At 46.7% G+C, this 13,187-nt stretch carries 14 protein-coding genes and 1 tRNA gene; 9 read left to right on the forward strand and 6 right to left on the reverse strand.

Annotated features, from left to right (window positions below):
* Nucleotides 1-16 precede the first annotated feature (16 nt).
* Genes H735_RS02780 through lolB form a run of 3 tightly spaced genes read right to left on the reverse strand, consistent with a single transcriptional unit; the run spans nt 17 to nt 2,497 of the window.
* A complete protein-coding gene (locus tag H735_RS02780; protein ID WP_010446481.1) occupies nt 17-961 on the reverse strand; it encodes a ribose-phosphate pyrophosphokinase in 945 nt (314 codons plus the stop codon).
* A 28-nt stretch (nt 962-989) separates the two neighbouring features.
* Nucleotides 990-1,862, reverse strand: a complete 873-nt coding sequence (gene ispE, locus H735_RS02785) for a 4-(cytidine 5'-diphospho)-2-C-methyl-D-erythritol kinase (RefSeq protein WP_020198205.1) — start codon at nt 1,860-1,862, stop codon at nt 990-992.
* Nucleotides 1,859-2,497 carry a lipoprotein insertase outer membrane protein LolB gene (gene lolB / locus H735_RS02790; RefSeq protein WP_020198206.1) on the reverse strand — a complete coding sequence of 213 codons (639 nt, stop codon included), beginning with the start codon at nt 2,495-2,497 and terminating at the stop codon, nt 1,859-1,861. The genes ispE and lolB overlap by 4 nt, the downstream gene beginning before the upstream one ends.
* 134 nt (nt 2,498-2,631) lie before the next feature.
* On the opposite strand from lolB, the gene hemA reads away from it, so the two are divergent.
* The 8 genes from hemA (at nt 2,632) to ybaK (ending at nt 10,545) form a co-directional block, all read left to right on the forward strand.
* Nucleotides 2,632-3,888, forward strand: coding sequence for a glutamyl-tRNA reductase (gene hemA, locus H735_RS02795; protein ID WP_005438602.1), 1,257 nt, complete (start codon nt 2,632-2,634; stop codon nt 3,886-3,888).
* Between the two features lie 29 nt (nt 3,889-3,917).
* Nucleotides 3,918-5,006, forward strand: a complete 1,089-nt coding sequence (gene prfA, locus H735_RS02800) for a peptide chain release factor 1 (RefSeq protein WP_005438604.1) — start codon at nt 3,918-3,920, stop codon at nt 5,004-5,006.
* A 3-nt stretch (nt 5,007-5,009) separates the two neighbouring features.
* Complete coding sequence (gene prmC, locus H735_RS02805; RefSeq protein WP_020198207.1) at nt 5,010-5,867, forward strand: peptide chain release factor N(5)-glutamine methyltransferase; 858 nt, start codon at nt 5,010-5,012, stop codon at nt 5,865-5,867.
* 40 nt (nt 5,868-5,907) lie between these two features.
* Nucleotides 5,908-6,291, forward strand: a complete 384-nt coding sequence (locus tag H735_RS02810) for a SirB2 family protein (protein ID WP_005438606.1) — start codon at nt 5,908-5,910, stop codon at nt 6,289-6,291.
* Between the two features lie 5 nt (nt 6,292-6,296).
* Nucleotides 6,297-7,106 (forward strand): SirB1 family protein, encoded by an 810-nt coding sequence (locus H735_RS02815; RefSeq protein ID WP_020198208.1) that lies wholly within the window; start codon nt 6,297-6,299, stop codon nt 7,104-7,106.
* 53 nt (nt 7,107-7,159) lie between these two features.
* Nucleotides 7,160-8,011: a 3-deoxy-8-phosphooctulonate synthase gene (gene kdsA / locus H735_RS02820; protein ID WP_020198209.1), complete on the forward strand. Its 852-nt coding sequence runs from the start codon at nt 7,160-7,162 to the stop codon at nt 8,009-8,011.
* 307 nt (nt 8,012-8,318) lie between these two features.
* On the forward strand, nt 8,319-9,980 hold the full coding sequence (gene ushA, locus H735_RS02825) for a bifunctional UDP-sugar hydrolase/5'-nucleotidase UshA (RefSeq protein ID WP_009705661.1): 1,662 nt from the start codon (nt 8,319-8,321) through the stop codon (nt 9,978-9,980).
* 91 nt (nt 9,981-10,071) lie between these two features.
* Nucleotides 10,072-10,545: a Cys-tRNA(Pro) deacylase gene (gene ybaK / locus H735_RS02830; protein ID WP_020198125.1), complete on the forward strand. Its 474-nt coding sequence runs from the start codon at nt 10,072-10,074 to the stop codon at nt 10,543-10,545.
* 64 nt (nt 10,546-10,609) lie between these two features.
* On the opposite strand, the gene rluF is transcribed toward ybaK, so the two are convergent.
* The 3 genes from rluF to H735_RS29775 form a co-directional block, all read right to left on the reverse strand.
* Nucleotides 10,610-11,764 (reverse strand): 23S rRNA pseudouridine(2604) synthase RluF, encoded by a 1,155-nt coding sequence (gene rluF / locus H735_RS02835; protein WP_005438611.1) that lies wholly within the window; start codon nt 11,762-11,764, stop codon nt 10,610-10,612.
* Nucleotides 11,765-11,868: 104 nt separating this feature from the next.
* On the reverse strand, nt 11,869-12,450 hold the full coding sequence (gene smrA / locus H735_RS02840) for a DNA endonuclease SmrA (protein WP_020198126.1): 582 nt from the start codon (nt 12,448-12,450) through the stop codon (nt 11,869-11,871).
* Between the two features lie 133 nt (nt 12,451-12,583).
* A complete protein-coding gene (locus tag H735_RS29775) occupies nt 12,584-12,724 on the reverse strand; it encodes a DUF3149 domain-containing protein (RefSeq protein ID WP_020198127.1) in 141 nt (46 codons plus the stop codon).
* Between the two features lie 260 nt (nt 12,725-12,984).
* Between H735_RS29775 and H735_RS02850 the strand changes: the two genes are divergently transcribed.
* A tRNA-Pro gene (locus H735_RS02850) sits at nt 12,985-13,061 on the forward strand.
* Nucleotides 13,062-13,187: the final 126 nt, after the last annotated feature.

A 13,187-nucleotide genomic window follows, 5' to 3' on the forward strand; every position in this document is an offset into this window, starting at 1 on the left:
AACTGAAATGTTCGTATTAGTTGAACATTGCAGAGATTGACTCTTCGTTGCTGATACGACGAATCGCTTCAGCTAGCATGCGCGATAGGCTTAGTGTAGTTACTTTGCCAGTTGCAGCCATCTCTTTAGATAGAGAGATAGAGTCAGTTACGATAACTTGGTCAAGAACTGAGTTCTTGATGTTGTCTGCAGCGTTACCAGAGAAAACAGCGTGAGTTGCGTAAGCGAATACACGCTTAGCACCGCGTTCTTTTAGCGCTTCAGCTGCTTTACATAGTGTGCCACCTGTATCGATCATGTCATCAACGATCACACAGTCACGACCTTCAACGTCACCGATTAGGTTCATTACTTCAGAAACGTTTGCACGTGGACGACGCTTGTCAACGATAGCGATGTCGATATCGCCTAGCGCTTTTGCGGTTGCACGAGCACGAACAACGCCACCTAGGTCAGGAGAAACCACTACTGGGTTTTCTAGACCACGAGATTGCATGTCTTCTAGAAGTACTGGCGTACCGAAGATGTTATCAACTGGTACATCGAAGAAGCCTTGGATTTGCTCTGCGTGTAGGTCGATAGTCAGAACGCGGTCAACACCAACGTTAGATAGGAAATCAGCAACAACTTTTGCAGTAATTGGCACACGAGAAGAACGTACACGACGATCTTGGCGAGCGTAGCCGAAGTAAGGAATAACTGCAGTGATACGGCCTGCTGAAGCACGGCGCATTGCATCAATCATAACAACCAGTTCCATTAGGTTGTCGTTAGTCGGTGCACAAGTGGATTGAATGATAAAAACATCGCTACCACGAACATTCTCGTTGATTTGAACTGCAACTTCGCCATCAGAAAAGCGAGAAACAGATGCATCACCTAGAGAGATGTAAAGACGATCAGCAATACGTTGGGCTAGTTCAGGTGTTGCGTTACCAGCAAATAGCTTCATATCAGGCACGGTGGAAACCTCGGGTTTGCGTCCAGTTTTAAATAGGTCGGTGTGAGGCTGATTGGTATTCAGCCAAAGTCTCTTTCAGTGGCGAAACATTGCGCCCTTGAGCGACAAATGCCGAGACTTTATCAGAGAGTTGTGCAAGGATAGTTTCCGCTTCGGTTTTGCTCGAAAATTCAGCAAAAACGCAAGATCCTGTCCCCGTCAATCTTGACGGCGCGTATTGTAGCAGCCATGAAAGTTGCTTATCAACCTCTGGGTAGAGCATTCGTACAATTTTTTCGCAATCGTTTACGCTTGGCGCGTTTAAAAGCGTTTCTAAATCGCGTTTTGGCGTATTTCGGGTCAGATCTGGATGACCGAATATGTCGGCGGTTGCAATGGAAACATTTGGGCGAACAACCAAATACCATTTCTCATCTGGATGAGCCGGAGAAAGTTTCTCGCCAACACCTTCCGCAAACGCCGCAAAGCCGCGAACAAAAACGGGTACATCCGCACCAAGCGCAAGGCCGATTTCGGCTAATTCATCATCACTTAAGTGGGTTTGCCATAGGTAGTTCAGTGCAACCAGCGCTGTTGCCGCATTTGAAGAACCGCCACCAATGCCACCGCCCATCGGTAAGATCTTATGAAGATCAATATGGGCACCGTATGAGCAATTTGCGTAGCGTTGCAACGCCGTGGCAGCTTTCCAGATCAAGTTGTCTTTTAGAGGAACACCTTCAATCTCAGGTGAAATGGTGATCTCACCAGAGTCGTTCGCTTGAATGGTGAGTTCATCGCCGTGATCGACGAATTGGAATAAGGTTTGTAGCTCGTGGTAGCCGTTTTTAGTTCGGCCATTAATATAAAGAAAGAGATTCAATTTCGCCGGAGATGGCCAGCGGGTTGAAATATCGATCATTGGGTGATGTTCCATTTTGTGATCACTAAATTAATTTTTACGTCTGCTGTGCTCAGCTTTAACTTGCTTGGTAGAGGCAATGTCTGTTGATGCCATTCAATGTCACCATAGCGTTGATACGCGATGTTCCAATCATTCTGGCCGATCTGTTTATCGAGGGCTTGTAATGTATTGGTTGGTGAAAGCTGGAAAGAGTCTGCATCGGTTGGCAAGCCGAGTAGCCAATCTGGCATGTGGTCGACTGGCATCATCAAACCGGTCAAACGGAAAATGAGTTGGTTAGCATCACGGGCAGAGAGTACTTGATCATCGTACGTTTCGACCGTCGCGCCTTGCGGGGTAATCGTGAGCTTTAATGCGGTTTGACCAAGCAGAGTGGTTAAGCGCAATTGGCTTAAGGCGGAAGAGTGCTTCCAGAAAAAGTTCAGGCTTTGTCTTTGATCAGGGCCAATGTAGCCAAGTTTGCCTGTAGCTTGAAAGTTATCAATGGTTTCCAGTCGCTGTTCGTGCGCTTGCCACTCTACGCTGGTGACACTTTCAGGAACAGAACTACAACCCGCGAGTACTAGGCTCGATAAGAGCAAGATGAGAAAGGAGCGTAAGGTCATGTTTGATGGCTTATTAATCAGTTTCATCGGTAATCGCTCACAACTATAGCATTGAAAAGCCGAGCGAAGGAAAACAAATCCGGCTTACCCTTTCAATAAATGCGTGCTTACAGTAAAATTCTGAACCTATTTTATAACCGATCTCAGAGATACCACGTTAGATGTCCTTGCTTGCTATTGGAATCAATCACAATACAGCGTCTGTTGACTTGCGAGAGAAAGTGGCGTTCGGACCCGATAAATTGGGCCCAGCACTTGAGCAACTCAGAGACCATGAAGCCGTAAATGGCAGTGTGATTGTTTCTACCTGTAACCGTACCGAAGTGTACTGCGACGTGAAGCAAGGAGCGCGAAATAAGCTTATCGACTGGCTAGCCCAGTTCCATCAAGTTAATCAAGAAGACTTGATGCCCAGCCTTTATGTCCATGAAGAGCAAGCGGCGATTAAGCACTTGATGCGTGTTTCTTGCGGCCTTGATTCACTGGTACTAGGTGAGCCTCAGATTTTGGGTCAGGTAAAACAAGCGTTTTCTGATTCCCGAGATCATCAGGCGGTGGATGCGTCGATTGATAAGTTGTTCCAAAAGACTTTCTCAGTCGCAAAACGTGTTCGAACAGAAACTGATATTGGTGGTAACGCCGTGTCGGTAGCTTATGCTGCATGTACACTGGCGAAACACATCTTTGAATCACTGTCTGACTCAACAGTATTGTTGGTTGGCGCAGGTGAAACCATCGAATTGGTGGCGAAGCACTTGGCGTCGAACGGCTGTACTAAGATGATTGTTGCTAACCGTACTCGAGAGCGTGCTCTTGTGTTAGCGGAGCAATTTGGGGCAGAAGTGATCAGCTTGAATGAAATTCCGGACCATTTACCGAGAGCAGACATCGTGATCAGCTCAACGGCGAGCCCACTGCCTATTATTGGTAAGGGGATGGTTGAGACTGCGTTGAAGAAACGTCGTCACCAGCCGATGCTCTTGGTGGATATTGCGGTACCACGTGATGTGGAAGCGCAGGTCAGTGAATTGAATGATGCTTACTTGTACTCGGTGGATGACTTGCAGTCGATCATCGATAGCAACATTGAACAACGTAAAGTAGAAGCGATTCAAGCAGAAGCGATCGTAAGCGAAGAAAGCGCGGCATTTATGACGTGGCTACGTTCACTCCAAGCGGTGGACAGTATTCGTGATTATCGTAAATCGGCCAACGAAATTCGTGAAGATTTGCTAAGTAAGAGCCTACAATCATTGGCAACGGGCGCAGACCCAGAAAAAGTGCTGCGCGAGCTTAGTAATAAACTCACCAACAAACTGATTCACGCTCCAACTCGTGCGCTGCAAAGCGCGGCCGAGCAGGGCGAACCAGCAAAATTAACGGTTATCCGCCAGACCCTTGGTTTGGATGATCTGTAACTCACGCTTTTTATTAAGAAAACGACACTATGAAAGCCTCTATTCTGACTAAGCTAGAAACGCTAGTAGAACGTTACGAAGAAGTTCAACATCTTCTTGGTGATCCTGATGTAATTGGAAATCAGGATAAATTCCGCGCTCTATCAAAAGAGTACTCTCAGCTAGAAGAAGTTACTAATTGCTTCCAAGCGTATCAACAAGCGCAAGATGACCTCATCGCTGCTGAAGATATGGCTAACGAAGACGACGAAGAAATGCGTGAAATGGCGCAGGAAGAAATCAAAGAAGCAAAAGATGCGATCGAGCGTCTGACTGATGAGCTACAAATTCTTCTTCTTCCAAAAGATCCAAACGATGACCGTAACTGTTTCCTTGAAATCCGTGCAGGTGCAGGCGGTGATGAAGCAGGCATCTTCGCGGGTGACTTGTTCCGCATGTACAGCAAATACGCAGAGAAGCGTGGTTGGCGTATCGAAGTGATGTCTTCTAACGAAGCAGAGCACGGCGGTTACAAAGAGATGATCGCGAAAGTGAGCGGCGACGGTGCATACGGCGTATTGAAGTTTGAGTCAGGCGGTCACCGTGTACAACGTGTTCCTGCTACAGAATCTCAAGGTCGTGTTCATACTTCAGCGTGTACCGTAGCGGTTATGGCGGAAATCCCAGAAGCGGATCTGCCAGAAATCAAAGCTGCAGACCTGAAAATCGATACTTTCCGTGCATCTGGCGCGGGTGGTCAGCACGTTAACACCACGGATTCTGCAATCCGTATTACTCACTTACCAACTGGTACAGTCGTTGAGTGTCAAGACGAGCGTTCACAGCATAAGAACAAAGCGAAAGCGATGGCAGTACTTGCTGCTCGTATCGTTCAAGCGGAGCAAGAGCGTCGTGCGGCAGAAGTGTCTGACACACGTCGTAACCTACTAGGTTCTGGTGACCGTAGTGACCGCATCCGTACTTACAACTACCCACAAGGTCGTGTTTCTGATCACCGTATCAACCTAACCATCTACCGTTTGAACGAAGTGATGGAAGGTGATCTACAAAGCCTGATCGATCCAGTAGTTCAAGAGCACCAAGCAGACCAACTAGCGGCGCTAGCTGAGAATGGCTAATCGATGAGCCAAGTTCAATCTATTGAGCAAGCACTGAAAAGTGCGACGGCAATTCTGACAGAAGGCGGCAAAGAGTCGCCTTCTCTCGATGCAGCTGTCCTTCTTTGCCATGTCCTTGGCAAACCACGAACCTACCTACTGACCTGGCCAGAAAGAGCATTAGAAACCGAGCAACAAGCTCAATTTGATGCACTATTGGCACGACGCATCGCTGGTGAACCCGTGGCTTACATCATTGGTGAACGTGAGTTTTGGTCTTTACCTCTTAAAGTCTCGCCATCTACATTGATCCCAAGACCAGATACTGAACGTTTGGTTGAAGTCGCATTAGATAAGACTTTCGGACAAACGGGACCGATCTTAGACCTTGGCACAGGAACTGGCGCGATAGCTTTAGCATTGGCGTCTGAAATGCCAAATCGCCAAGTGATGGGTATCGATCTTAAGCAAGAGGCGAAAGAGCTGGCTGAGCACAATGCGTCGCAATTAAACATCAAAAATGTGACGTTTGATCAAGGTAGTTGGTTCGAACCTATTGCCAGCGGAACAAAGTTTGCTTTAATTGTCTCCAACCCACCGTACATCGACGAAAAAGACCCACACCTCTCTCAAGGAGATGTGCGCTTTGAACCAAAATCGGCGCTGGTTGCCGATGAGAATGGTCTAGCGGATATTCGTCATATCTCTGATCTTGCGCGCCAATATTTGCAAGAGGGTGGATGGTTAGCGTTCGAGCATGGTTATGATCAGGGCGAAGCCGTTCGTGAGATCATGACGCACTTTGGTTTTGAACAAGTCGTTACGGAAAAAGACTATGGTGATAACGATCGAGTGACGCTCGGTTGTTACAAACCGCAATAATAACGAGCAAGTCAGCAGTAACTTATAAAAGAGAAAGAAAATGTACGTAGCTCTAAAACACATTCACTTAGTAACGATCGCATTGAGCGCGACGCTGCTATCGATCCGATTTGTATTGTTGATGATGGATTCTCCAAAGCGCAACAATCGCTTCTTGAAAGTTATCCCACATATTGTTGATACGGCACTATTGTTGTCAGGTATCGGCCTAATTATGGTGACCGGCTTCATTCCATTTACGGATGCTGCACCTTGGCTAACCAACAAGATCACTTGTGTGCTTGCGTACATCGCTCTTGGTTTCTTCGCTCTGAAAATGGCGAAAAACAAGTTGCTGAGAATTTTTGCCTTCTTTGGCGCTCTAGGCTGGTTAGTCATGGCCGCCAATATTGCAGTATCTAAAAATCCAAACCTATTTGGGTAATCTTCATGCTTGAGTTTTTTGACGAAGATTTTGACAACATGGCGTTGGTGGAAGGCGCGTTAGAGCTAAACCACTCCATCAATCCAGACACCAATGTCCATTGGGCAAAACTGGAACTAGAACGTCTTTATAAAGAAGCGGAAGCTACCTTGGTTCACGAGACGGATGAAGAACAACGTTTCGAATCGTTTCTGCGCTTATTCTTTTATGAGTGGGGCTTTAAAGGCGACGAGCAAGAGTATTTTATCTCTGACAACAGCTTCATCGACAAGGTGTTGGAGCGCAAAAAAGGCATTCCGGTCAGTCTTGGTGCCATCTTGCTTTACTTGGGCAATCGTCTTGGCTTCCCGATGAAAGGGGTGACATTCCCGACTCAGTTTTTGATCAAAGTGGATTGGATGCACAAAACACCAGACTACATTAACCCGTTTAACGGTGAGTATGTCGGTGAGAAAATCCTCCAAGCTTGGTTGATTGGTCAAGAAGGCCCGCTGGCAACATTAAAGCCAGAACACTTTGAAGAAGCGGACAACCCGACTGTGATTGGTCGTTGGTTGGCGTTGATTAAGAGCGCCATGCTACGTGAAGAGCGTTACACATTGGCGCTGCGCTGTACCAATCTTGCGTTGACGTTTGTACCTGATGACCCATACGAGATTCGTGACCGTGGTTTTATCTTCCAGCAGTTGGATTGCCATCAGGTAGCCGTGTCTGATTTTCAGTACTTTATTGACCAATGCCCAGACGATCCGGCATCAGAGCTACTAAAATCACAAGTTAACGCCATGAGCGAAAAGCACGTTACGCTTCACTAATTTTATCGGCATGCTGAAACCGGCGTGCCGAAGACAGACAAAAGAGAATCAAAATGGAACAGAAAATCGTTAATATTGGCGACATTCAGGTTGCTAACGACAAGCCATTCACCCTATTTGCAGGTATGAACGTTCTTGAGTCTCGTGATCTTGCTATGCAGATCTGTGAGCACTACGTAAAAGTAACGGACAAGCTTGGTATCCCATACGTGTATAAGGCGTCGTTCGACAAAGCGAACCGCAGTTCTGTTCACTCATACCGTGGCCCAGGTCTAGAAGAAGGCATGAAAATCTTCCAAGAGCTGAAAGATACGTTCGGCGTGAAGATCATCACTGATGTTCACACTGAAGCACAAGCTCAACCAGTGGCTGACGTAGTTGACGTTATCCAGCTTCCTGCATTCCTAGCTCGTCAAACTGACCTTGTTGAAGCAATGGCGAAAACAGGTGCGGTGATCAACGTTAAGAAACCTCAGTTCATGAGCCCTGGTCAAGTGGGTAACATCGTTGAGAAGTTTGCAGAGTGTGGTAACGAAAACATCATCCTTTGTGAGCGTGGTTCTTGCCACGGTTACGACAACCTAGTGGTTGATATGCTTGGTTTTGGTGTGATGAAAAACGCATCGAAAGGCAGCCCAATCATCTTTGACGTAACGCACTCACTACAAATGCGTGACCCATCGGGCGCGGCATCTGGCGGTCGTCGTGAGCAAACGGTTGAACTGGCGAAAGCAGGTCTAGCAACAGGTATTGCAGGTCTATTTATTGAAGCGCACCCGAACCCAGATCAAGCACGTTGTGATGGCCCATCTGCTCTACCGCTAGACAAACTAGAGCCGTTCCTAGCGCAAATGAAATCGCTAGACGATCTAATCAAGAGCTTTGCAGACATCGATATCAAATAATCGGTTGTTGTGAATGTTTAAATGAAATGGTCAGCCTGTGTGCTGGCCATTTTTGTATCGACACATTGATTCTGTCTCACTATCCTTTTCTCGCTTCTCGCTTACACCACCTTGATTATGTCTATAATTTGCTTAGATTTGCGGCGAATTGGTTTGCTATGAGTAAAGTGCGTCGCAGAAACATGAAATCAATACCTTAGTGATTTACACTAGCGCCAAGTTTGCGCGTTTTAGCACAATGAGAACCCTGTTTCTTGGTTGCTGAGCGTGTAATGCAGTGGACCCCAGACGATAAAAAGGTAAAACAATGAAGCAACGCCTGATTGTAAAAACCGCTTTGAGCGCAGCTATCTTGGCAACTCTTGCCGGATGTGCCACGCAACCAGCACACGAATGGAATGAAGACACAACTTACAAACTGACAGTACTGCACACCAATGACCACCACGGTCGTTTTTGGCAAAACAAGTACGGTGAGTACGGCATGGCGGCACGTAAGACGCTGATTGATGAACTGCGTGCAGAGATTCAAGCCGAAGGCGGTAGCGTGCTTCTACTATCAGGTGGTGATATCAACACTGGTGTTCCTGAGTCTGACTTACAAGATGCTGAGCCTGACTTCAAAGGCATGAGTAAGATTGGTTACGACGCAATGGCGCTGGGTAACCACGAATTCGATAACCCACTGGAAGTGTTGTTCAAACAGCAAGAGTGGGCAAACTTCCCGATGCTGTCTGCCAACATTTACGACAAAGAAACCGGCGAGCGATTGTTCCAACCTTATGCCATGTTCAACAAGCAAGGCATCAAGATTGCCGTGATTGGCCTTACGACAGAAGACACGGCAAAACTGGGTAACCCAGAATACATCGGCGAGGTTGATTTCCGCGACCCGAAAGAAGAAGCGAAAAAGCTGATTGCTGAACTAAAGCAAACTGAAAAGCCAGATCTTATCTTCGCAGTGACACACATGGGTCACTACGAAAACGGCAACCGTGGTGTGAATGCTCCCGGTGACGTAGCCTTGGCTCGCTACCTAAATGAAGGTGATTTGGACATGATTGTGGGTGGTCACTCACAAGAGCCAGTTTGTATGGAAGGCCCTAACGTCATTAAGAAGAACTTTAAGCCGGGTGACGAATGTAAGCCAGATGAGCAAAACGGTACTTACATTGTGCAAGCGTACGAGTGGGGTAAGTACGTTGGTCGTGCTGATTACGAGTTCCGCAACGGCGAACTGTCGATGGTGAGCTACGATCTGATTCCGGTTAACTTGAAGAAGAAAATCAAAGTGAACGGCGAGTCTCAACGTGTATTGGTTCAAGATGAAATCGCACAAGACTCAGCAATGTTGGATTTCCTTCGCCCTTACCAAGAAAAAGGTCAGGGCCAGTTGAATGTGAAAATTGCCGAATCTAACGGCAAACTGGAAGGTGACCGCAACGTCGTTCGTTTCCAGCAAACTAACCTTGGTCGTTTGATTGCAACAGCCCACATGGAGCGCGCTAAGGCGGACTTTGCTGTGATGAACTCGGGCGGTGTTCGTGATTCGATTGAAGCGGGCGACATCACCTACAAAGACGTGCTGACGGTTCAGCCATTTGGCAACATGGTGTCTTACGTCGATATGTCGGGTAAAGAAGTGCTCGATTACTTAAACGTCGTGGCGACAAAGCCAGTTGATTCAGGTGCTTACGCTCAGTTTGCTGGCATTACCATGACAGTTGAAAATGGCAAAGTATCGAATGTTTTCATCGGTGAAAAACAGCTTCGCCTAGACGGTCAATACCGCTTCACCGTACCAAGCTACAATGCGTCAGGTGGTGATGGTTACCCGAAAGTGAATACTCATCCGGGTTACGTCAACACGGGCTTTACGGATGCTGAAGTACTGAAAGAGTTCTTGGAATCACACAGTCCAATTGATGTAAATGAGTACGCGCCTTCTGGTGACATCGTTTACAAGTAAAAAGCGATTGACTCAAAGTCGCTGATACCATTAACTTAAAGCGCTGCTCCTCACTAGGTGCAGCGTTTTTTGTTTTATAAGGAGAATCTTGATGACTCCGGCCATTAATCTTGCGAAAAAGAAAAAAGTTACACACACCATTCACCAATACGAGCACGATCCAAGAGCAGACAGCTATGGACTAGAAGCGGCTGAGGTATTGGGACAAGATCCAAAGAAAGTATTCAAAACCTTGTTGTTTTGCTTGAACGGCGAGCCAAAGAACCTTGCGGTTGCGATTATCCCTGTTGATCAAAAGCTGAACCTAAAACTGGCGGCGAAAGCAGCGAAGGGCAAAAAGGCTGATATGGCCGATCCGGAAATCGCGCAAAAGACCACAGGGTATGTTGTTGGTGGGATTAGCCCACTGGGGCAGAAGAAAGCGCTGCCAACTTTTTTGCACGAAAGCGCAACAGAGCAAAATACAATCTGTGTGAGTGCAGGTAAACGTGGTTTAGAAATCGAGTTAGCACCGAAAGATTTATTGAGCTTAACTCGCGGTCAGTTTGCCCCTCTTTGCCTCTAAATACATGACAAATAAAAAGGACGCCCATGAGCGTCTTTTTTTGATCTTGCTAGTCAGTGAAGCGTTACTTCTTCAGACTCAATGTACCACCAGTGCGTTTAGCTGGTTTGCTTGGCTTCGCGGCATTTGGATTCATGTAATGCTGCTTAGGCTTACTCGGTGATTGAGGTTTGTTTGCTGAGTGCGTATTGCTCGATGCATCTGGCTTACGGTGCGATTTACCATGCTCGCCTTGCGGTCTGCTGCGTTCACCTTGTGGTTTCGCTTTGTAATGTTCTTTTGCTGGACGTCCGCCCTCATCATCACGTTGACGACGCTGTTGGCCTTTCTTTGAATTCGGTGCATGACGGAATTCATCAGCATTGTTGCCACGGAAAGTACGTGTTTTCTGGTTGCGGCGCGCAGTTGAACCTTGGTTCTCTTCACGGCTATCGTACAGCTTCGCGTCGGTCGCTTTACGAATGTTGCGTCCTCTAGAGTCTGTTTTTGATGCTTCTTCTGTACCCACAGAGCCTTCACACATTGCTAGGATCTCTGCCACTTCGTCGTCACTTAGGTAACGCCATTTACCGTTAGGAATGCCATCAAGTGAGATGTTCATGATTCGTACGCGACGCAGTTTGAAAACTTCGTAGCCTAGCGCTTCACACATACGACGGATCTGACGGTTCAAACCTTGAGTCAGTACGATACGGAAAGAGAATTTGGTTTCTTTCTCTACTTTACAAGGCAGAGTTACTGTATCGAGGATCTTCACTCCGCTCGACATCTGCTTAAGGAATTCACCAGTGATTGGCTTATCAACGCGTACTACGTATTCTTTCTCGTGGTTGTTACCAGCACGCAGAATCTTGTTAACGATGTCGCCATCGTTAGTAAGGAAGATCAAACCATCGGAAGGTTTATCCAGACGACCGATAGGGAAGATACGCTTTTTGTGGCCGATGAAATCAACGATGTTGCCCGGAATATCACGCTCAGTAGTACAAGTGATACCGGTTGGTTTGTTCAACGCGATATAAATTGGTTTTTCTTTCGCTGCAACAGGGTTACCATCAACACAAACATCATCGCCTGGCAGTACTTTTGTGCCCATCTCTGGTTGTTGACCATTAATAGTGACACGGCCTTGCTCGATAAGGCGGTCTGCTTCACGACGCGAGCAGAAGCCCGTTTCGCTGATGTATTTGTTTAAGCGTTTTGCGTTGTCTTGTGACATGTAAGTCTCCTAACGTTTCACAACGGCGGTTAATTGAAGTACCTGCTGCTAATTAAAAGCAGCAAGGTGAGATAAGGTCGGGCATTCTAGCATCGAGAATCCGGTTAGCCTAAACGTTTTTGATGACGTTCACGGGTCTCCATTTTCTTTTCAGCACTCTTTCTTAATAGAACGTACACAGCACCACTGCCTCCATGGAATCGTTGTGCACTGTGAACGCATTGCACTTCACGAATTTGTTGTAGCCAACTCGCGACAAAACTCTTCATTAATGCTGGTGGATTTGAACGTTCACCACGGCCATGCACAATGACGACCGTTCGGATGTCCATCTCAATACATTGTTTGAGGAATTTAATGACTTCGTCGCGCGCTTCTTTTAGCGTTTTACGGTGCAGATCAAGTCGAGCTTGAATCGGGTATTTACCAAGCCGCAGCTTGCGGTATACGCCATCTTGTACACCATCGCGTTTGAACTCGATAAAGTCATCGGGTTTGAGCATTTCTGCATGGTCAATCGATAAGTATTCTGGATCATCTTCCGTAAGCCAAATTGCAGCTTCGCGTTTCGCCAGTTGAGCATCCGTCACTTGGTGCACTTTTTTATGCTCGGCAGTGTCTTGGTCGATAGGTTTTACATCGCCCATCATCTGTTGGAACAGATCAAAATCGTTGTCTTGAGACATAACGGCAATCTCATAAAGAACAGGGTAGGAATAGTTAGATTATATCAACGAGTGGTGTACTGGGATCAAATAAAAAACCGGAGCAGGCAGGTTACCAACTCCGGTGCAAAGCGTTTCTAGAGCTAAGCGAGATCTAGTGAGGAGATTTGTCGTTCATTATCTTGTAAATGAAGAAACCGCTGAAAAACAACATCAGTCCAATTGTCCCAAAGATTACTATCATTGACGATAGTCCCACCGCATTACCAAATAGGAGTTCAAGCCAAAAGTCCATATGTTTCCTCCAAGATGTTCCCGACATGGACAACGTTAATAGGTGGTGTTTTTTTGCACACTGATCTGGATCAATTATGTTGCCAAGGTTAATAATCTGTATTTTATTGTGGGTTCTTAGTCACATTTCACGTGCTAGTGTTCAGTAAATCGTCAATCGAATTAAGACATTAGGTTTTTTTGTAAAAAGCGCTTGCGTCTCTCTAAAGAATCCGTAATATACGCATCCGTTGACGGGGATAAGTCCTCAGTTAAACATCTCGGTGAATAGCGCAGCTTGGTAGCGCATCTGGTTTGGGACCAGAGGGTCGGGGGTTCGAATCCCTCTTCACCGACCACTTTTAGAAAAGCCGCAACAGAAATGTTGTGGCTTTTTGCGTTTTACGGCTTTTCGAATCGAGAACGCTTCGCTTCGGGAACGGACTTCGTCCTTCGAGATGCGAGATAGGGAAAGCTACGCTCCG

The sequence above is a fragment of the Vibrio owensii CAIM 1854 = LMG 25443 genome, from assembly GCF_000817815.1.
Taxonomy (GTDB): domain Bacteria; phylum Pseudomonadota; class Gammaproteobacteria; order Enterobacterales; family Vibrionaceae; genus Vibrio; species Vibrio owensii.